Raw genomic sequence first — 20196 nt, forward strand, 5'->3', positions numbered from 1 at the left:
AATAACGCCGACTATTCTAACGTAAAACAATAGCCTAACGTAAAACAAAAGGGATTATTGGATCTGAGGCGTCAGATTAGTCTGACGTAAAACAAAAAAACCGGAAGCGAAAAGCTTCCGGTTTTTAAAATGCGAAGAGCAGCAGTCTTTACAGAGACAGCTTCTTCTCAAGGTAGTGAATGTTAACACCACCTTCCATAAAGCCACTGTCGCGTACTAGATCTTGTTGTAGCGCGATATTGGACTTGATGCCTTCAATCACGATCTCATCTAGAGCATTACGCATACGGGTTAGCGCGATTTCACGGGTTTCACCCCAGGTAATCAGCTTACCAATTAAGGAGTCGTAATAAGGCGGTACGGTGTAACCATCATAAAGATGGCTGTCCATACGTACGCCTAAACCACCCGGTGAATGGAAGTGATCCACTCGGCCAGGGGATGGTAGGAACGTTTTTGAATCTTCGGCATTAATACGACACTCGAATGAGTGGCCACGAATGACAATATCTTCTTGTTTGATGCTCAGAGGCTGGCCGCTAGCAATGCGTAGCTGCTCTTTAACGATATCAACACCGGTAACCATCTCAGATACTGGATGCTCTACCTGTACGCGGGTGTTCATCTCGATAAAGTAGAAACCACCGTCTTCGTATAGGAACTCAAACGTACCTGCACCGCGGTAGCCAATATCAACACAGGCTTTTACACAGCGCTCTTGCACTTCACGACGAATCTCATCAGGAATGCCAGGTGCTGGCGCTTCTTCCAAGACTTTCTGGTGACGGCGTTGCAAAGAGCAATCACGATCACCAAGGTGAATCGCATTGCCTTGGCCGTCTGACAGTACTTGGATTTCAACGTGACGTGGGTTCTGTAGGAATTTTTCCATGTAAACCGTATCATCACCAAATGCAGCTTTTGCCTCTGCTTTAGTCACTTGTACGGCGTTAACCAGGTGTGCTTCCGTATGTACAACACGCATACCACGACCACCGCCGCCTGACGCAGCTTTGATGATGATGGGAAGGCCGATGCGGCGTGCGGTTTTTAGAATATATTCTGCATCGTCTGGTAGCGGGCCGTCGGAGCCTGGAACCGTTGGAACACCAGCTTTTTTCATCGCCTCAATAGCGGATACTTTATCGCCCATTAGACGAATAACATCAGCTTTAGGGCCTATAAATTTAAAGCCGCAGCGTTCAACTTGTTCTGCAAAATCGGCATTTTCAGCTAGGAAACCATAACCTGGGTGAATCGCTTCGGAGTCCGTGACTTCTGCCGCGCTAATGATCGCAGGAATGTTCAGATAGCTATCGGTTGAAGATGCTGGGCCGATACAAACAGATTCGTCAGCGAGACGAACATGCATTAGATCACGGTCAGCTGTAGAGTGAACGGCTACAGTCTTAATGCCTAATTCTTTACAGGCACGCAGAATACGCAGCGCGATTTCACCCCGGTTTGCAATAAGTACTTTATCAAGCATGATCGAGCCTTATGAATTCTGGAGTCAATGGAAACTGCGTAATTAAACGATCGTGACTAGAGGCTGATCGAATTCAACCGCTTGACCGTCTTCTACTAGAATTTCACCGATAGTACCGTCTTTATCTGCTTCAATCTGATTCATCATCTTCATCGCTTCAACGATGCAGATAGTGTCACCTTTCTTAACTTGCTGACCCACTTCTACAAACACTTTAGAACCAGGCGCTGGAGAGCGATAAAAAGTACCAACCATTGGCGATGTAACAATATGGCCGGTAGGAGCGGCAGGTGCAGCCGGAGCAGATGCCGCAGCAACAGGTGCAGCAGGAGCCGGTGCTGCTACTGGTGCAGGAGCATACTGAACAGGAGCTGTTGCCATATTACGGCTGATACGTACGGACTCTTCGCCTTCTTGGATTTCGATTTCAGCAATGTTGGATTCTTCCAGCAGCTCAATCAGTTTTTTAACTTTACGAATATCCATGATTAATCTCTTTTTGCATGTGAGTGGAACAAAATAAACCGTATCCGGTTTACTGTTATGTGCATTCTGCTAAGGCAGATAATTTGTTTAAGCGTGCTTTAACCTGAAGGTGAAACGTGGGTCTTCAGGTCTACTTTAATATCCGAGTTAATTTCAGGGCTGATTTTAGGTCTATGCGTATTTCAGAACTACACCAGCTTAATGGCATTTTTATCAATATATTGTAGCGCTGCGGCTAAAGCAAAATCGTACCCTTGTGCTCCTAAGCCACAAATGACTCCTTGGGCAACATCTGATAAATAGGAATGGTGCCGGAAAGGTTCACGGGCATGGACATTAGACAGATGAACTTCAATAAAGGGGATTTGCACGCCTAATAAGGCATCTCGCAGGGCGACACTGGTGTGGGTAAAGGCAGCGGGATTGATAATAATAAAGTTGACGCTTTCGCTACGGGCTTCATGAATACGATCGATCAGTGCGTGTTCGGCATTGCTTTGGAAGCATTCCAATTGATGGCCTTGACTGGATGCTGTAACTGCTAGATGCTCTGAAATATCAGAGAGAGTCTGGTGACCATAAATCTCAGGTTCACGAGTACCCAATAGGTTTAAATTTGGGCCATTTAACACGAGTATCGAAGCCATAATAATGCGTGCATCCAAAGGGCAAAATTGAAAAAATAAAAAGCAAACAGCTGTTTGAGCTTGTTTGCTGTTAAAATCTATAAAAAGAAGATGATTTGTATTAAATATCCGCTAAATGATGACGAAATAGTAAATCATACTCTTTGAAGGTGGCTAGTTTGCCGAATTTGTAAGATGTTGTCCAGTTTTCGTATGTTCAGCCTTGTTTGGCTACTTTTTACCGCGTGTTACTGAATTTTGTCCCTTTGTACACTTAATGCCTTATTTCAATCGTGTGTGCTCTGCTTCAAGTCTCTTTGTGATGGATTAAGTGCTGAATAAGCCATAAAAATGTTTTTTATAGACTTGTTTTTTATGGCCTGCCCCAGGGCTTATTCTAGCAGGATACTTTGGTGAGATTAGCACCGTTCAAGGCGTGATATTAGCGCGGTACAAGACTGATTTCTTGAGTATGCGGTGGGTAACAAAGCCCCGCTTCTGCACAGCCTTGAAATGTCACGTTAATAACAACGCCTTTTTGTAATTGGCTCTTACTCGCCTCTATGCCATAGCTTAGTTGAACCGTATCCCGAAATATCTCCACATCCCCTTGAAACTCGTCATGAACAGGTTCACCTCTAGGAATCGAAATCTCAGAAAGCTCTGTGTGCTCAGGCAATAGAACATCTACTCTGAATCTTGAGCGGTATAGATAGTGCTCTGGCTCTATTTTCCAAGTAAGATCAAGAGTCGACCCTTTTAAGGCGGCTTTGAGTAGGAACGCTTGCTCAACCGGCAGAAAACCTGTTGCAGAAGCGCTACCAAAACCAGCATTTTTTGTTGAAGATAGCTTAGAGTCTGCAGAGGGTTGATCGAAAAAACCGGCCATACCCACACTCGTTTGGCAGTAAAGTACGATGGCAATAAAAAATGAAAATGCTGTTGATCGCTTCAAAATGGTCATCCTAATGAAATGGTTTAACGATGTTGTTATAGTCATAAGATCATCTATTTTCCATAGGGTTCCAGTGAGTTTATGTTCAATGTAGAGTTCTATACCTTTTTGCGCATCGTACCCACTATACTTAGCTTGCACGCATTGTAACCTGATTGTTGTAATCTGAATCCAATCGACCGCATTTAATATTAATAGTTTCTAATAAGGACACAAAAGATATGTTAAAGCAGCTAGGAGCAAGAGTCCTTGGCCTGTGGGACAACTTGAAGGATCGTATGCCCGGTGGTTTTGCGGGCAAAATTATTGGCGGTGGCCTTGCTGTTTATTTAGTAGGGGCTGTGGGGGTTGGTTGGTACTGGAGTCAAGAACCTGAGACTTTTTCTGTGCGCGAGCACGTTCAAAGTCAAGCTCAGTTAAATAACGTAAAAGAGGGTACGGTGGGTTACGCAACCACAACAACCATGATCTGCATTGCAGAAACTTTATTAGACAAACGCGGTGGTTATCTGAGTAATGATCGTTTTCCACCGGGGTTGTGGCTGGATAATGTTCCGAACTGGGAATATGGCGTATTGATTCAATTGCGGGATATGAGCCGTTCGTTGCGTAAAGACATCTCTCGATCGCAATCACAATCGACAGAAGATAAAGACCTGACGGTGGTTGAGCCGCAATTTAATTTTGATAGTAATAGCTGGATTTTACCTTCCTCTGAAGGTGAGTATCGCCAAGGAATTAAAGCATTAATTAGCTATCGTGACCGTTTGGCCGATGATAATCAGAATGACGCCCAGTTTTATGCCCGTTCCGATAACCTTCGTAACTGGTTGATGGATGTAGAAACACGGTTGGGAAGCCTGTCTCAGCGGCTTAGTGCTAGTGTGGGGAAAAGCCAAGAAAATATCGATTTGGCAGGCGATCGTTCTGCAACACAATCCACTCGAACACCTGATTTACAGCAAGTGAGAACGCCTTGGACTGAGATTGATGATGTATTCTATGAAGCCCGAGGCACGGCTTGGGCTTTGATTCATCTTATGAAAGCAGTCGAGACTGATTTTCAAGGTGTATTAGAAGACAAGAATGCAGAAGTAAGTTTACGTCAAATTATACGGGAGCTTGAGTCAACTCAGGAAAACATGTGGAGCCCGATGATTCTTAATGGCAGTGGCTTCGGTGTCTTTGCTAATCACTCTTTAGTAATGGCTTCTTATATATCACGGGCTAATGCTGCCATTATTGATTTGAGAGAACTACTCTCAAGAGGATGATTCAAAGCAATAAACTCTTTAATAGTCATTGGCTTACACGAAAAATGGTCTTGTTCTCTTTGCAAATACCTGTTTTTTTGTCACTCTCAAGAGAGCGTTTTAGGCAATAAAACAAAAAAGGAAATAAAACATGAATACGGAGCACTTTAAAATAGCGGTTATTGGTGCAGGTCATGCAGGTATTGAGCTGCTGCAGAAGCTTTTTGAAGCGGACTTTATTGATATCGTTGGTGTGGCTGATACCAATGATAACGCCCCTGGTATGTTATTAGCGCGGGAAAATAAGGTGTTAACGACAACGGATATGAATAGTCTGTTAGTTGAAAGTACAAACATCGACATTATTATTGATGTTACCGGCGTTAAGGCTGTACGTGATGCTTTACGTACACATATGCAAGAAAGCGGCAACTATCACACGGTGATTATGCATGAGCGGATCTCTGCTTTGCTGTTGTCATTATTTAGCGGTGAAATGATTGCAACTAAAGCCAGTGATGATTTTTACTAGGTTTGTTGTTTTAGCTGAATGCCGCTAGTTGAACATTGTTAATTGAATGGCGTCGTAAAAAGACGCCGATGAAATAAGGCTCCCTAGGGAGCCTTATTTCATCGAGTACGCTAAAGATACTACTGCTGTTAACGCTCAATCAGCATTGCAATGCCTTGTCCACCGCCGATGCAGAGGCTGGCTACAGCATATTTTCCTTGAACCCTTTCCAGCTCATAAATCGCTTTCACTGTGATCACAGCACCTGTGGCACCTACGGGATGACCTAAAGAAATTCCACTGCCATTAGGGTTTACTTTGTCTTCTGGTAGGCCTAAATCTTTCGCTACGGCCAAAGCTTGAGCTGCGAATGCTTCATTGACTTCCCAAACGTCGATATCGTTAACGCTTAAATTGTGCTTTTCAAGTAGTTGTCGTATTGCTGGTACTGGCCCGATACCCATATATTTAGGCTCAACGGCGGCAAAGCTATAGCCAACCAATTTTGCCATAGGCGTTAGGCCTAGTTTTTCAGCTTCAGACTCAGACATCATCGTAACAGCGGCGGCGGCATCGTTTAGACCGGATGCGTTACCTGCCGTGACCGACCCTTCTTTTTGAAAGGCTGGGCGTAACTTCGTCATATCTTCAACGGTGCAGTTATGACGGATATGCTCATCTACTGAAAACAGGGTACTGCCTTTTCGGCTTTTGAGTTCAACGGGCATAATCTGATCGTTAAAGTAACCTTTTTCTGTTGCAGCCTGCGCCCGCTGATGACTTAACACGGCAAGGGCATCTTGCTGTTCACGGCTGACTTGCCACTTTTCAGCAATATTCTCAGCGGTAACGCCCATATGATAGTTTTCCATTGGGCAGGTGAGAGCACCGGTCATGGAATCAATGATTTGGCTATCACCCATACGTTGACCAAAGCGAGCGGCAGGCACCCAATATTGAGCGCGGCTCATGGATTCTGCACCACCGGCTACAGCGGCGGAACAAACGCCAAGCTCAATCTGTTGTGCAGCAGTAATAATAGCCTGCAGACCACTACCGCATAGACGGTTAACGGTCAGTGCTGGGGTGTTTTCAGGTAAGCCGCCTTCAAGTGCCGCTACTCGGCTGATATACATATCGCGGCGGTCGGTGTGTAGTACATTACCGAATACAACGTGACCGATCTGCTCAGGTTGTAAATTGGCACGAGCAACCGCTTCACGGGTCACCGATGCAGCTAACGTTGTGGCGGGCACGTCTTTTAGGCTGCCGCCGAAGCCACCAATCGCGGTGCGTACCGCACTAAGAAAAACAACACGTTGGGTCATAATTTGCTCCAAAATAGAAAATTAGAGGGCTGTCTGCCCCTGATCATTACGTTTAATTAATGGCTTAGCTGAGCGCGGATCTCTTTTTTGTTGATCTTGCCAACCGAGGTTTTGGGAATGTCATCTACCATCTGAATCTCATCAGGAATAGCCCATTTAGATAGATGCCCAGATTCAACATACTGTTGTAGGTGTTGTTGCAAGGTTGCTTGGGTCAGCTCCGGCTGTTTTGGTACGACCATCGCGAAAGGTCTTTCACCCCATTTTTCATCAGGCACGCCTACCACGGCGACAGCAGCAACATCGGGGTGTTGGCTAATCAGGTTTTCCAGCTCGATGGAGGAAAGCCATTCACCGCCGGTTTTAATGACATCTTTAATACGGTCTTTAATTTCAACAAAGCCATTCTCATGGATGCTGGCAACGTCACCGGTGTGAAGGCGACCGCCCTGCCATAGTTCTTCCTGCTTTTGATCTTCTTTAAAGTAGCCTTGAGTTAACCAGGGTGCCTGTACCGTTATCTCTCCTACCGCTCGGCCATCATGTACCGCCAGGCTTCCATCGGGTTCGCTAATTGTCAGATCCACAAAGTTAACGGGAACCCCTGTTAAGGTGCGGTACTTCAACTGTTGCGCCATAGGTAATGAACGCTGTTCTTTATTGAGGTGCGTTACTGTCAGTAAAGGACAGGTTTCTGACATGCCGTAAGCGGAGTAAATATCGGCACCTTTATCGATTGCCGCTTGAGCTAAACCTTGGGGTAAAGCGCTACCGCCAATTAGAATCTTCCAGTTATCCAAGCGGGTTTTCTGGCCGGTCTCGCAGGCTAACAGCATCTGTAAAATAGTAGGTACGCAGTGGGAAACAGTGACTTTGTGGTCACGGATCAGGCGGACCAGCAGATCTGGCTCATAGCGCCCTGGATAGATTTGAGTACAGTTCAGCATCACGGCAACGTAGGGTACGCCCCAGGCGTGTACGTGGAACATTGGAGTGATCGGCATATAAACAGAGTCGGAGCGCAGCAGAGGTAAGCCTTCATAGCTGCCCAGCGTTGTTGCCATATTCATGGTGTGTAGCACCAGTTGCCGGTGGCTGAAGTAAACCCCTTTAGGATTGCCGGTGGTGCCGGTGGTGTAGAAGGTTGTGGCGATGCTGTTCTCATCGAAGTCTGGGAACTCACAAATCGGCTCCTGGGTGCGTAGCAGAGCTTCGTACTCACCGATAAAATCGATCTCTCCAACGGTTTCGCTATTGCTGGTATCGGTTAGTCGAATATAGCCGTCAACGGTGGTTAAATGATCCTGAATCTGTTGTACAAGAGGGATAAAATCATCATGGGCGAGTACCAGCTTATCTTCCGCATGGTTCATGGTGTAGGCAATCTGCTCTGGGGACAGGCGGATATTAACGTGGTGTAGCACGGCTCCCAACATAGGGATGGCAAAGTAGCACTCTAAATAGCGATGACTATCCCAGTCCATTACGGCAACCGTGTCCCCTGCCTCAACGCCTGCAGCTTTTAACGTGTTGGCAAGCTGCTGTACGCGCTGACGAAATTCATCGTAGCTGAATTCAGCTTCGCCTCGGTAGCTGATTTTATTGTCTGGCTCAAAGCGACCAGCAGAAGCAAAAATCTGTTTGATCAGTAGTGGATAGTTTTTGGCGGCTTTTGCACTTGGCAGAATTTTGGTTGGCATGTTCAATCTCCATTGTTTTTGTTATGTCGTCGCGCGTTTTATGGTCTTTTTTAAATAAAGCCTTGAGCATCGATTCTTGAGCGAAAAGGGTGTGCGTAACAAGTGCTTGTCACCTATAGATAATTAAATGGCGTGAAATGATAAATATATAAACTTATTACTCGATAGCGGCTTAACTTAAATAGCCACTTGATTTAAATAGCGGCTTAAAATGTACGTCTTTAATTGATCTGATCATTTTCTGAGCTAGAGGTATTCAGCCATGTCGGTGTCATATTTTCATCAGGTTAGCGTTATTGGCAGTTGGCCTTTAGTGATTAGCCGAGCGCTGGATTATTACTCTATTGATGGCGGTTCTTTATTAGCGCGAGTGGGTATTGATCAAACACAGGTTAATCTGCCGGAAACTCGATATTCGTTCATGGTGTTAGAGCGCCTTTGGCGATTGGCTCGAAATTTATCCGGGGACGAGGCCGTAGGTCTAACGGTCGCACGCTTTGTGAGGCCAACCTCTTGGCATGCGTTAGGCTTTGCTATTTGGGCCAGTGACACACTGATGGATTGCTTTGGGCGCTTGGCTCAGAACTTAAGAATGTTTGCTAATTATGCTGGAATGACGGTTATCCCTTTGGGGGCAGAGGTAGAGATTAGCCTGCGTTTAAAAAAAGGACTCGGTCGTGAACAGCTACCACCAGAAGAGATGGATGCGTTTGTTGGTACTTGTGTTTTAACTGCACGGCATATTTATCGCCCAGGTTTTTCACCGAAACTCGTCTGGCTGAGTCGCCCGCAGCCGTTAGATCCAACACCGTGGCAACGCTTGTTTAAATGTCCGGTTTTTTTCAATGCTGCTTACGATAAGATCGTTTTTGATGCCAAGGCGATGTATCAGCCGTTGTTAACCGCAAGCCCAGAACTGGCAGAGCAAAACGATGCTTTGGTGGCTGAGTATCTGGCGCGCTTAGATCGTAGTGATTTACTCACTCGCTTGGAATCTTTGCTGCTTAACCATTTACCCTTAGGCCATCTTTCCTTGAATGATATTGCTGCTCATCTTAATTTGAGTCAGAGAACTTTTCAGCGACGATTGCAGGAGAAAGGCTTAAGTTATCAACAGGTGTTGGATGAGTTGCGTCAGAAGCAGGCGCTACACTGGGTACAATTAGATTATTTGAGTATGGGAGAGATTAGCTATCGGCTGGGCTTTAACCATCCTGCAAACTTTAGCCGTGCTTTTAAGCGTTGGTTTGATGAGTCGCCCCAAGAGCTTCGGCGTCAACTCTCTGTGCATGAGATTGTGGTAAAGGATGCCGGTAACGGTGGTGGTAAAAATGATGTGATTGTGGAGTAAACCCGCCAACCTTTAAATGCTAGCGCTTGGAGGGTTTACCTCATACTGACCGCATAATTAAACGCGGTTAGTACCTTGTCTCATTAGTACCTTGTCTCATTAGTACCTTTTCTCATTAGTACCTTTTCTCATTAGTACATTGCCTGTTCTTCATCCGTGACTTCTTTTAATAACTCTAAATAAAGGCGATCGGCTTCAGAGAAATCTTCAGGGGCATCAGGGATTTTTACACTGGTGTTACTGCTGATCTCGTTGGCGATAATGGTCGCAGAATTTTGTTCGCCGTAGTGTTTGCGCGCAATCTCTAGAGACGTTGGGATAATCTCAGGGTCTTGTAGTAGCTTTTTGATAAACTGACGCAGTTCATTGATAACGCGTGTTTTGTTCATTTCGTTTGCGGTGCTCATAATGGCTCCTTAGATGCAGTTTGCAACCTGTAATCTTTTTCGGCTTTCTACAGTTCGCCTATGGCTGAATTATATAAGCTGTGCTCAGGATTAAATAGACGTTTTTTTCTTAAGGATTAAGCGCGTCGCCATACCCGAAGTTGCCCTAGCCAGGCTTCACCTTCAATTTGCTGCTTTAAAATTGCTTCTGAAACCGTTTTAGGCAGGCTTTCTGCTATATAGAGATCAATATCAATACGGTTGTTTAAATAATGAAGCACCAGTTGATTAGAGTGAAAATCAATCGGCAGGGCGCGCCAGCAATATTGTAAACGTTGAATGATATCTTCCCGTAACGGTAGCAGGTCTTCAAGTGGTGGCAGGCTTTTATCTGAGTCGTCTTCGGCATCAATATGTACTGTAATATCTTCTACGTCTGAGTGCTTATCTCTGATAATTTGCTCAACTTGAACACCAATTTGATGCCCCTCTGACACACTAATACGCGGGTTAACTTCAACATGGATATCTAAAAAAACCTGAGACCCCATTCTACGCGTACGTAAACTGTGTATTGATCTGACGCTATCAAGGCTCTTAGCCTGCTCTAGCATGTCATGGGTTTCTTTTTCAGGTAGTGCCGTGTCGACTAACTCTTTCATACTGTCACTGACCAGTTTCCAGCCAATATGGGCCACCATAAGACCGACAATTAAAGCCGCAATTTGGTCAAGCCATTGAACGCCTGACATCGTGCCTGCTATGCCTATAAAAACGACAATAGAAGACAAGGCATCACTGCGGCTGTGCCATGCATTTGCAACCAGTAACTTCGATTTTATTTTATGGGCGACCCGCATGGTGTAGTGATAAATCCACTCCTTGCCCAGAATAGATAATGCCGCAACTACAAGTGCTGGCCAGCCGGGTACTGCAAGGTTTTCTGCTTCCCATAAACGGATTAAGCTGTCGTAGGATATGGCTCCAGCCACTGCAATTAATAAGCTACCTAAAACCAGCGTACCCATGGTTTCATAACGGGCATGGCCGTATGGATGCTCTTGGTCGGGTTTTTGGCGACCATAGTGGGTGACAACAATAACAAGCGCATCGGTGAGTAGATCAGATAAAGAATGTATGCCATCTGCAATGAGTGCGTGGGAGTTACTGAGCCAGCCAACGATAATTTTGGCCACACCTAGAACCGTATCAAGCACAGCCCCAATAAGGGTTACTTTATGGGCTTCTTTTTCTTGATCTTGCAGCATTGAGAGATCCTTTTATTGGGCAAGGCCCATGGTTTTTTACTCAGTCAGGTTTAATCAAGCCGCGGCTATTTAAAATCGGATTAGCATACATTGTTAATAGATAAGGTCGTAGTGCTTCAGGCACGTTTTCAATACGTTGGTTGAACTTAGCACGCTCCTGATCGGTGATCGTTGGTTTACCATCCAAATGATCAAAGCCACCTAAGGCTTCGAGAGCGAGCCAATTAGACGGATAAAAATGGTAGTTGCCCCATATTTGATGATCGATAAGTGCCGCTGCTTCGTTCGCGTTCTCAAAATCGCCTGAAATCGGTTGAGCAAAATGCACATGAACTCTGCCTTTTTGGCCAGATATGCCTTTCACGATACTATCAATATCTTCGAACTCACTTTTATTGTAGCTACCATCTGTTGCTAATGCGTTAAGCTCCTGGGCTTTCATTTCATCGCAAGGATCGTACTCATAAGAGATCGTCACTGGCACAATATTGAGCTCGTTAATCACGTCCGCAAAGCTCGGGCCTGAGCCTTTTTTCTTGCGACTCATAAAGAACATTTTAACGATAGCGGGATCTGTTATATCGATACCGTCTTTGGCTCGACCCTCTTTTTGGGCGATCCAGATTGAGTGTTTCTCTTCTAGTAGCGAGTAATTGATATAGCCTGATAACTGGGTCAGCGTCTTCATCATCTCTCGCACGCCTTTTGCCGAGCGTTTTACGATAAAGCTCTTATTCAGACGCATAATATCGCTGACGACAGGCTTTTGAAGCAAGTTATCACCAATAGCGATACGGACAGTATTACGTCCCGCTTGATACAAGGCATAGTTTACAAAGGCTGGGTCCATCGCAATATCACGGTGGTTGGCAATAAACAGATAAGCTTTATTGGTGTTCAGCTCTTCTAAGCCAGAAACCGTAAAACCATCGGTGGAATTGCGGATCAAACGATCCATATAGCTGGCGACTTGGCTTTGGAAATCCGCAATTGTTTTGATCGTCGCAAATTGACTTTTTAGCTTGCGGCGAACTAATGGACGCAGTAAAAAACCGAAGCTTTTATTCAGTTGTGGAAAACGAAACTGGCAGATCGCATTGATCAACTCAGGGTTGTGAATAACCTCTTGCACCACATCGTAAACTTCATGGTCGTAGTAGGGGCGAATCTCTTTAAAACTATCGTTTTCCGGTGTGTTCATGTTCGATCTGAGTCCATTGAGTAATCAGTTTTAGTGTTTTGAGGCGAATTGAGTATTTTGATCAAAGTTCAGCGCTTCGAGGTAGATTCAGCGCTCTGAGACGACATGCGTATTCGCTCTTATTAGGCTTCTTTTCCCTTTCTCCCTTTCTCCCTGCTCTTTTATTTAAGGCCGGTTTTAGGCTTGTCCAAGCTGGCTTTGGCCGCCGAGCCATTCTGCTAAGGTGGGAATAAAGCGTTTTAACTCTAAAGACATTAGCGTGAAATCTGTATCCAGTCGTGTCATTGGGTCTTCGTCTGCATAGCTGTCCTTGGCTTCTTCTAGCAGATCATCACCAAAGCGTAGACGTTTTATTGTCAGGTCATCTTGTAAAATAAACTGAAGACGTTCTTGCCAGTCAAGTGCCAGTTTAACGACCTGCTTACCGGTTTCCAAATGAGCGAGAATCTCTTCTGCATCCACTTCCTGTTGCTTGCAGCGAATAACGCTACCTTCTTCTAAGTCAGAGCGTAGCTCACACTGACCATCAAGCTCTAAACCCTGTGGTCGAGTGTCAGCATTTTGTAACCATTGGGTCATTACAATACTAGGGCTTTGCTCGGTATTAAAAGGTACGACGGGGAGTGAGCCGATGGTTTGTCGCAGTAAATCTAAAAATTCGTCGGCTTTTTTGCTGCTAGACGCATCGATAACCACCATGTTTTCTGTAGGGGCGATATAGCCCCAGGTAAAGCTTGAGCGAACAAATGCGCGGGGGGTTAGCTCGCTTAGAATATCTTCTTTGATGGTGAGTTTTTCTTTTCGACCAACATAGCGGTTTTCTTTGGCTTCTAATTCTTCGACGCGTTCTTTTAACGTTTCATTAACAACGGCGGCAGGGATCACTTTTTCCTGACGGCGCAGGCATAACAAAATTGCACCACCACTAATATGGCATAACTGACTTGCTGTTGGTGCTGGCAAGCTCCAGCCCAAGCGATAGGTCTCTATACTTTTGCAGGGCTCAAACTTGAATGCTTCTAGTTGAGATTCTAGCTGGCCTGCATCGAGTTCAAGGTCTTTGTTTAATTGAAACAGTTGAAGATTCTTAAACCACATACCGTAAGACTCCATCAATTCGGGGCGCGACATTATCCAACAAAGGTCTTTCATAGGCCAGAGAATACAGGGTTTAATCCGGTAAATTACAGTTTGTAACAAAATTGTAAAAAAGCGGCAAAAGTGGAAAAGCTTGATGAACGCTATGGTTGAGTTGAATCAATAACTGTTGTCATATTTCTGTCATGCAACTGTCAGAAATATGTCATTTGGGTTTGGCAAGGTGTGCGGAAAATACAACACATCGATATTGAAAGCTAAGTAAGAAAATTAGCGAGACAAAGGCTAAATGTCCATGAAAATTGCTACGGTCACACGGGCAACCTCTATTGTTTTGGTTTTGATTGCCGTTTCTTTGGCAGCTACGCTGCTTTGGGGATTAAAGCGTTTGGATAATGCTTTTTCTGCAACTCAATCTTATTCACAACTCAAGGAAGAGGTCACCATTGATCTAAGGCGTAAGGTGCAAGAATATCTTGCCACTGGCAATGCCTTAAAGCTCAGTGAAGCGGAGCAAGATATTGATCGCCTTGTGAGTGGCAGTCTTCATCAGTTGCCGCCGCTATTAGCCGCCGAAATTGAAAATTCCCTGAATGAATTAAAGCAGGGAGTAACGGTTAAATTTCGTGCGGCAGGTAAGCTGGCAGGTAATCAAAAAGGACTTTTGTTGCAGTCTGAAAAAGAGATCGCTAATGCTGCTGATGCTCTTTATGACTATATTCAACAAGGACAGTCCCAGCAAGGACAAGCCGATGATTTAGGACTGGGTGCGGATTACTTATTTGCCTTACATCCTATTGTTCTGGGTATTAGCCAGATTAAATATTTGAGAGAGCAGTTTAACGATACTCAGGATAAGCATCATAGGGTCTTGCTGTTGGCGGAGATTGATCAATTGCAAGCTAAGGCTGAGGCGCTCAAAGAGCTGCCTCGCTTTAGGCTTTATGAGGAAGAAGAAGTTGATGAAATGGCCGCTCTTATGGGTTGGTCAGGTGAGTCGTATGGTGCGAAAAAGCAAGAGCAGGGAGATCTGCTGATTGGTGAGTTGAACGATCTTTTACGTCGTTATCCTGCTGAGCTTGAGAATATGCTTCGGGATACTCTACTGGGCGTTGAAAGTCGTAGGGCAGTGAATCAACTGATTGGCAATCTTGAGCAGTTGATTAAAGACGGGCAGAAGACGGTTTTGGTACATAAAGATCAGGTTGAGCAGCAGGTCACGACCATCTTTATTGGCTATGTCGTTTTGATTGTTATTGTCGCCTTGGTGTTGCACCTGTTTCAAAGCCGTGTGGTATTAAAAGCGTTGCGTGAACTCTCTAACGGCATTGGAAGCTTAATCGAAAGTGGTGAGATGCGATTGATTGCCGTGCATAGCTCCGATAGTGAAACAGGGCAAATTGCCCAGAGTTTTAATCAGATGATTGAAACAATGCAGCATCAGCAGCAAGAAAAACACGCTCAACTGACACAAATTACGGATTCCCTAGAAGTGGTGTTAAGCGATATTGATACTATTAGTAAAACCGCTAATGAGACCCGTAATTATATTTCTAAATCCCACAGCTTTACTGATGAGCTAACACGGCTGGCCCAAGATGTGGATGCTAGCTCGACACAGGTTGAAAGCTTTGCCCGTGGCACGGCAAGCTTTATGGAAGAGAGCCAGTTAAGCGCCAGGAATGTTGAGCGTTCCAGCGAGCAAGCTATTGCTACACTCAGTAGCGGCCATGAATCCTTGGATGACTTGATTGCGGCCGTGGACGAAGTTACCAGTATTTTGGATGTGATTAATGGTATTTCTGACCAAACCAATCTACTAGCCTTAAATGCAGCGATTGAAGCCGCTCGGGCTGGTGAACATGGTCGGGGTTTTGCCGTGGTAGCCGATGAGGTGCGTAACTTATCGATGGAAACGCAGAACTCTGTGACTAAAATTGGCAGCATACTGAGTCAGTTGAGGCACTCGTCGAATAACTTAAAAAGCAATATGACGGATATTTCCTGTGCAGCAGAGGAGCAAAGGGAAGCCTCTAGCTATCTGTTAGAGATGTCAAAAACCGTACAGGGGCATTCTGATCGTGCGGCAGAGTTTGCCCATCAAGGTGCCAAAGTCGCCCGTAATCAAGTCGGGCAGGTTGAGGTCTTTATTGCCAGTATGGAAGAGATGGAGCGTCAGGCCGCGCAAGCAGAGGATGTTATTCTTTCGGTACAAACGGAAGTACACGAGAAGGTCTTGTGGATATCCAACGCTTTGGGTGTTTCCCGTAGCAGGAAAGAACTCTTGCTTTGATTTTTGGCCTTTCTTTCTTTTTTGTTTTTTTCTCATTGTCAACGCTCAAAATCTGTTAACAATTTGATTTATCACCTTTTTGTAATTCTTATTCGATACGTGACCAAATTGCTGCAAGGGGGTAATAAAGAGTATAATCGGGTGAATTTTCAAGACGAGTGTTGCGCACAGGGTTGCAACGCAGTGTTGCTGAATAAAGGATTCCGATACTCATGGGTGAATTTGCAAGAGAAATTCTGCCAGTTAACATCGAAGACGAACTAAAACAATCCTATTTAGATTACGCCATGAGCGTAATTGTAGGTCGTGCTCTTCCCGATGTTCGTGATGGCCTTAAGCCGGTGCACCGTCGTGTACTGTTTGCGATGCAGCAGCTTGGCAACGACTGGAACAAATCATATAAGAAATCAGCCCGTGTTGTTGGTGACGTGATTGGTAAGTACCACCCCCACGGTGACAGCGCTGTTTACGACACTATTGTGCGTATGGCTCAGCCTTTCTCTATGCGACATATGCTGGTTGATGGTCAGGGTAACTTTGGTTCTATTGATGGTGATAGTGCCGCTGCAATGCGTTATACCGAAGTACGTATGGCGCGTATTTCCCATGAAATGCTAGCGGATCTTGATAAAGAAACCGTTGATTTTGTCGATAACTATGACGGTTCAGAGCGGATCCCAGAAGTTTTGCCTGCTCGGGTTCCTAACCTCCTTGTTAACGGTTCATCTGGTATCGCCGTAGGTATGGCGACCAATATTCCACCACACAACCTAACCGAGGTTGTCACCGCGTGTTTGGCTTTGCTGGATAATAGCGAGCTGACTATTGACGAGCTGATGGAGTATATCCCCGGCCCTGATTTCCCAACAGCCGCTATTATTAATGGCCGTGCGGGTATTCTTCAGGCTTATCGCACCGGTCGTGGCCGTATTTATGTCCGTGCGCGCCATACGATTGAGCGTGATGATAAAGCCAACAAAGAAACCATTATTATTCATGAGATTCCGTATCAGCTAAACAAGGCGCGTGTGATTGAGCGTATCGCTGAACTGGTTAAAGAGAAGAAAATCGAGGGAATCTCTGAGCTGCGTGATGAGTCGGATAAAGACGGTTTACGAGTCGTTATTGAACTAAAGCGTGGTGAATCTGGTGATGTGGTTGTTAACAACCTGTTTGCCCAGACCCAGCTGCAAAATGTGTTTGGTATCAATATTGTGGCGCTGGAAAACGGTCAGCCTAAAGTATTGAACCTGAAACAATTACTTGAAGCCTTCCTGCGTCATCGCCGTGAAGTCGTTACCCGCCGTACCGTTTATGAGCTGCGTAAAGCCCGTGAGCGTGGTCATATTCTGGAAGGTTTGGCGATTGCATTGGCCAATGTTGACCCAGTGATCGAGCTGATTCGTCAGTCACCTTCTGCCGCAGAAGCGAAAGAGAAGCTGATCAATAGTAGCTGGGTGCCGGGCAATGTGATTGCTATGCTAGAGCGTGCTGGCGCAGATTCTTGCCGCCCAGATGACCTAGAAGCTGAATTTGGCCTACAGGAAGACAATGGTGAATATCGCCTGTCCCCTGCTCAAGCCCAAGCCATTCTGGAATTACGCCTACACCGCCTGACTGGCTTAGAGCACGAGAAACTACTGAACGAATATAAAGATATTCTGGAGAAAGTAGCGGAGTTAGCCGGTATTTTGGCCGATGCTGAAAAACTGCTGCAGGTGATTCGTGAAGAGTTAGAAGCGATTCGTGAGCAGTACGGTGAAGAGCGTCGTACCGAGATCATTAGTAGTCACCTTGATTTGACCATGGAAGATCTGATCAACGAAGAAGATATGGTTGTGACGATCTCCCGTAGTGGTTACGCCAAGTCCCAGCCGTTAAGTGATTACCGTGCTCAGCATCGCGGTGGTCGTGGTAAATCAGCCACATCGGTTAAAGATGAAGATGTTGTTGAGCACCTGCTAGTGGCTTCCACTCACGATACCATTCTGCTCTTTAGCAACAAGGGTAAAGTGTATTGGTTGAAAGTTTACGAGTTACCTCAGGCAGGTCGTGGTTCCCGTGGTCGACCTATGGTAAATCTGTTGCCGTTGGAAGATGGCGAACAGATCAGCACTATTTTACCGGTACGTGAATACCCAGATGATCACTTTGTCTTTATGGCAACCGCTAATGGTACGGTTAAGAAAACAGCCTTGAGCCAGTTCTCTCGCCCCCGTAGCAGTGGTTTGATCGCTCTAGATATTGAAGAGGGTGATCGTTTGATTGGTGCGGCGATTACCAATGGTGAAAACCATGTAATGCTGTTGAGCAGTGCCGGTAAAATGATCCGCTTTGAAGAGTCCAAGGTTCGAGCTATGGGCCGTACGGCACGGGGTGTGCGCGGTATGCGTCTACCGGAAGGTGCCCATGTGATCTCTCTTATTATTCCTCAGACTAATGTCGTGGATGAAGAAGAGAGCGCAGAGAACGACAATAGCGAACAGATCTATATCATGACCGCTTCTGAAAATGGTTATGGTAAACGTACTCGTCTAGAAGCCTTCCCTGTATACGGTCGTGGTGGACAAGGCGTTATCGCGATGCAAACCAGTGAACGCAACGGCCAGCTGGTTTCTGCTATGCAGGTTAGTGATCTGGATGAGATGATGCTGATCACCGATAAGGGCACTTTAGTACGTACCCGTGTTGCTGAGGTATCTGTTTCTGGTCGTAATACTCAAGGTGTCACGCTGATTCGTCTCGGTGCTGATGAAAACCTTGTGACAGCGGTTCGTGTTGATGAGCCTACAGAAATAGAAGAAGAGCTAGAAGACGGTGCTGTTGTTGATGGTGCTGTTGTTGATTGTACGGTTGTTGCAGAAGGCGACAAGCCTGAGATTGAAGGCGAAGTATCTGATACCGATACGGATAGCTCTAGCGATACCGATAAAGCTGATCCAACAGCTGAATAAGTCGCGTTAAGCGCACCTTTCCGGCGGGGGCCTCCTCGTCGGAACAGTTTTCTACCGGATGCGGTTTCAACCGCGTTGATACGACCAGAAGCTTTGGGCGATTATCGAAAACCCTAAACAGATAATCCCCCCAGATCTTACAGGCAAAGACTTTAATCTAAAGTGATTGCTTTAAGGCTGTAAACGCTTCGATTTTGAGAAGAGCATAATGACACGTCACTTTAATTTTTGTGCGGGACCGGCAGCGTTACCTGAAGCTGTGTTGAAAAAAGCTCAATACGAAATGCTGGATTGGCAGGGACGGGGGCTATCGGTCATGGAGATGAGTCATCGAAGTGATGACTATGTTGCCATTGCCAGTCAAGCTGAAAAAGATCTTCGTGGGCTGCTGAATATCCCGGATAACTACAAAGTGCTCTTTATGCAAGGTGGCGCTAGTAGCCAGTTTGCAATGGTGCCGCTAAATCTCTTGGGTCATGGGGGCACGCCAAACTATATTGAAACCGGTGTTTGGGCAGGCAAGGCCATTAAAGAAGCATCTCGCTATGCGGAAGGTTTGCATGTAGCCGGTAGCAGCAAAGCTCAAGGCTATACCTGTGTTCCGGCTCAAAACGAGCTGAAACTAACAGATGATGCGGCTTATTTGCACTTTACTAGCAATGAAACCATCGGCGGCCTAGCCTTTGATTACCTACCGGAAACGGATGGTGTACCTTTGGTTTGTGATATGTCATCAGATATTTTGTCTAAGCCTTTAGATGTGACTCAGTATGGTGTGATCTATGCAGGTGCTCAGAAAAATATCGGCCCAGCAGGACTGACTCTCGTGATCATCCGTGATGACCTGCTAGATCAAGTGATGCCTGCGACACCTTCGATGATGAACTATCGGATCTGCGCTGAAAACGACTCCATGTACAACACGCCACCAACCTATGGCTGGTATTTGGCGGGGCTGGTTTTCGACTGGCTGAAAAACGATATCGGCGGCCTCGAGAAAATGGCTGAGATCAATACCCGTAAGGCGAACAAGCTGTACCAGGCGATTGATAACAGCGATTTTTATGCCAACCCGATCGCCATCGCAAACCGCTCGCAGATGAATGTACCCTTCACTTTGGCAGATGCGGCGCTAGATAAAGTCTTCCTACAGGAATCTGAAGCAGCGGGTCTGCTGAACTTGGCGGGGCACCGATCGGTAGGTGGTATGCGCGCCAGTATCTATAATGCGGTACCGGAAGCAGCGATTGATGCTTTGACCGCTTTCATGTCTGATTTCGAGAAACGCCACGGGTAG

16 protein-coding genes are annotated in these 20196 nt (G+C 45.7%); 6 read left to right on the top strand and 10 right to left on the bottom strand.

The genetic code is table 11. The features are described from left to right. Positions 1-148: 148 nt before the first annotated feature. The 4 genes from accC to G517_RS0103595 all read right to left on the bottom strand — a co-directional run bounded on the left by accC (position 149) and on the right by G517_RS0103595 (position 3556). The gene (gene accC, locus G517_RS0103580) at positions 149-1489 is read right to left on the bottom strand and encodes an acetyl-CoA carboxylase biotin carboxylase subunit (protein WP_028303268.1); all 1341 of its coding nucleotides are present in this window, start codon (positions 1487-1489) and stop codon (positions 149-151) included. 42 nt (positions 1490-1531) lie between these two features. Further along, complete coding sequence (gene accB, locus G517_RS0103585; RefSeq protein WP_028303269.1) at positions 1532-1975, bottom strand: acetyl-CoA carboxylase biotin carboxyl carrier protein; 444 nt, start codon at positions 1973-1975, stop codon at positions 1532-1534. A gap of 188 nt (positions 1976-2163) precedes the next feature. Next, positions 2164-2622 carry a type II 3-dehydroquinate dehydratase gene (gene aroQ, locus G517_RS0103590; protein WP_028303270.1) on the bottom strand — a complete coding sequence of 153 codons (459 nt, stop codon included), beginning with the start codon at positions 2620-2622 and terminating at the stop codon, positions 2164-2166. A gap of 421 nt (positions 2623-3043) precedes the next feature. Continuing rightward, the gene (locus G517_RS0103595) at positions 3044-3556 is read right to left on the bottom strand and encodes a protein-disulfide reductase DsbD domain-containing protein (RefSeq protein WP_157833140.1); all 513 of its coding nucleotides are present in this window, start codon (positions 3554-3556) and stop codon (positions 3044-3046) included. Between the two features lie 221 nt (positions 3557-3777). Here G517_RS0103595 and G517_RS0103600 point away from each other — a divergent pair, with 221 nt between their 5' ends. Both G517_RS0103600 and G517_RS0103605 read left to right on the top strand, forming a co-directional pair. Next, complete coding sequence (locus G517_RS0103600) at positions 3778-4830, top strand: DUF2333 family protein (protein ID WP_051205984.1); 1053 nt, start codon at positions 3778-3780, stop codon at positions 4828-4830. 130 nt (positions 4831-4960) lie between these two features. Then, complete coding sequence (locus tag G517_RS0103605) at positions 4961-5341, top strand: Gfo/Idh/MocA family oxidoreductase (RefSeq protein ID WP_028303273.1); 381 nt, start codon at positions 4961-4963, stop codon at positions 5339-5341. A 128-nt stretch (positions 5342-5469) separates the two neighbouring features. Here the strand turns inward: G517_RS0103605 and bktB are convergent, their stop codons facing one another. Beyond that, positions 5470-6648, bottom strand: coding sequence for a beta-ketothiolase BktB (gene bktB / locus G517_RS0103610; RefSeq protein WP_028303274.1), 1179 nt, complete (start codon positions 6646-6648; stop codon positions 5470-5472). A 56-nt stretch (positions 6649-6704) separates the two neighbouring features. Then, a complete protein-coding gene (locus G517_RS0103615; RefSeq protein ID WP_036590266.1) occupies positions 6705-8348 on the bottom strand; it encodes a fatty acid--CoA ligase in 1644 nt (547 codons plus the stop codon). A gap of 262 nt (positions 8349-8610) precedes the next feature. On the opposite strand from G517_RS0103615, the gene G517_RS0103620 reads away from it, so the two are divergent. Continuing rightward, positions 8611-9699, top strand: coding sequence for an AraC family transcriptional regulator (locus G517_RS0103620; RefSeq protein ID WP_028303276.1), 1089 nt, complete (start codon positions 8611-8613; stop codon positions 9697-9699). Positions 9700-9830: 131 nt separating this feature from the next. On the opposite strand, the gene G517_RS0103625 is transcribed toward G517_RS0103620, so the two are convergent. From G517_RS0103625 to rdgC, 4 genes are all read right to left on the bottom strand, one after another. Beyond that, entirely contained in the window at positions 9831-10106 is a 276-nt protein-coding gene (locus G517_RS0103625; RefSeq protein WP_028303277.1) for a hypothetical protein, read from the bottom strand. Positions 10107-10222: 116 nt separating this feature from the next. After that, a complete protein-coding gene (locus tag G517_RS0103630; protein ID WP_028303278.1) occupies positions 10223-11353 on the bottom strand; it encodes a cation diffusion facilitator family transporter in 1131 nt (376 codons plus the stop codon). Between the two features lie 40 nt (positions 11354-11393). Then, entirely contained in the window at positions 11394-12554 is a 1161-nt protein-coding gene (locus G517_RS0103635; protein ID WP_028303279.1) for a 1-acyl-sn-glycerol-3-phosphate acyltransferase, read from the bottom strand. Between the two features lie 177 nt (positions 12555-12731). After that, positions 12732-13652, bottom strand: coding sequence for a recombination-associated protein RdgC (gene rdgC / locus G517_RS0103640; protein WP_028303280.1), 921 nt, complete (start codon positions 13650-13652; stop codon positions 12732-12734). Positions 13653-13947: 295 nt separating this feature from the next. Between rdgC and G517_RS0103645 the strand changes: the two genes are divergently transcribed. The 3 genes from G517_RS0103645 (at position 13948) to serC (ending at position 20196) form a co-directional block, all read left to right on the top strand. Then, positions 13948-15945 carry a methyl-accepting chemotaxis protein gene (locus G517_RS0103645; protein WP_028303281.1) on the top strand — a complete coding sequence of 666 codons (1998 nt, stop codon included), beginning with the start codon at positions 13948-13950 and terminating at the stop codon, positions 15943-15945. 212 nt (positions 15946-16157) lie between these two features. Beyond that, positions 16158-18899, top strand: a complete 2742-nt coding sequence (gene gyrA / locus G517_RS0103650; protein WP_028303282.1) for a DNA gyrase subunit A — start codon at positions 16158-16160, stop codon at positions 18897-18899. Between the two features lie 208 nt (positions 18900-19107). Further along, positions 19108-20196: a 3-phosphoserine/phosphohydroxythreonine transaminase gene (serC, locus tag G517_RS0103655; RefSeq protein WP_028303283.1), complete on the top strand. Its 1089-nt coding sequence runs from the start codon at positions 19108-19110 to the stop codon at positions 20194-20196.

This window comes from Oceanospirillum maris DSM 6286 (genome assembly GCF_000422865.1).
Classification (GTDB): domain Bacteria; phylum Pseudomonadota; class Gammaproteobacteria; order Pseudomonadales; family Halomonadaceae; genus Oceanospirillum; species Oceanospirillum maris.

Bases quoted from the DNA above. Each gene is read 5' to 3' on its own strand.
- accC (WP_028303268.1), bottom strand. From the start codon at position 1,489: ATGCTTGATAAAGTACTTATTGCAAACCGGGGTGAAATCGCGCTGCGT.
- accB (WP_028303269.1), bottom strand. From the start codon at position 1,975: ATGGATATTCGTAAAGTTAAAAAACTGATTGAGCTGCTGGAAGAATCC.
- aroQ (WP_028303270.1), bottom strand. From the start codon at position 2,622: ATGGCTTCGATACTCGTGTTAAATGGCCCAAATTTAAACCTATTGGGT.
- G517_RS0103600 (WP_051205984.1), top strand. From the start codon at position 3,778: ATGTTAAAGCAGCTAGGAGCAAGAGTCCTTGGCCTGTGGGACAACTTG.
- G517_RS0103605 (WP_028303273.1), top strand. From the start codon at position 4,961: ATGAATACGGAGCACTTTAAAATAGCGGTTATTGGTGCAGGTCATGCA.
- bktB (WP_028303274.1), bottom strand. From the start codon at position 6,648: ATGACCCAACGTGTTGTTTTTCTTAGTGCGGTACGCACCGCGATTGGT.
- G517_RS0103615 (WP_036590266.1), bottom strand. From the start codon at position 8,348: ATGCCAACCAAAATTCTGCCAAGTGCAAAAGCCGCCAAAAACTATCCA.
- G517_RS0103620 (WP_028303276.1), top strand. From the start codon at position 8,611: ATGTCGGTGTCATATTTTCATCAGGTTAGCGTTATTGGCAGTTGGCCT.
- G517_RS0103625 (WP_028303277.1), bottom strand. From the start codon at position 10,106: ATGAGCACCGCAAACGAAATGAACAAAACACGCGTTATCAATGAACTG.
- G517_RS0103630 (WP_028303278.1), bottom strand. From the start codon at position 11,353: ATGCTGCAAGATCAAGAAAAAGAAGCCCATAAAGTAACCCTTATTGGG.
- G517_RS0103635 (WP_028303279.1), bottom strand. From the start codon at position 12,554: ATGAACACACCGGAAAACGATAGTTTTAAAGAGATTCGCCCCTACTAC.
- rdgC (WP_028303280.1), bottom strand. From the start codon at position 13,652: ATGTGGTTTAAGAATCTTCAACTGTTTCAATTAAACAAAGACCTTGAA.
- G517_RS0103645 (WP_028303281.1), top strand. From the start codon at position 13,948: ATGAAAATTGCTACGGTCACACGGGCAACCTCTATTGTTTTGGTTTTG.
- gyrA (WP_028303282.1), top strand. From the start codon at position 16,158: ATGGGTGAATTTGCAAGAGAAATTCTGCCAGTTAACATCGAAGACGAA.
- serC (WP_028303283.1), top strand. From the start codon at position 19,108: ATGACACGTCACTTTAATTTTTGTGCGGGACCGGCAGCGTTACCTGAA.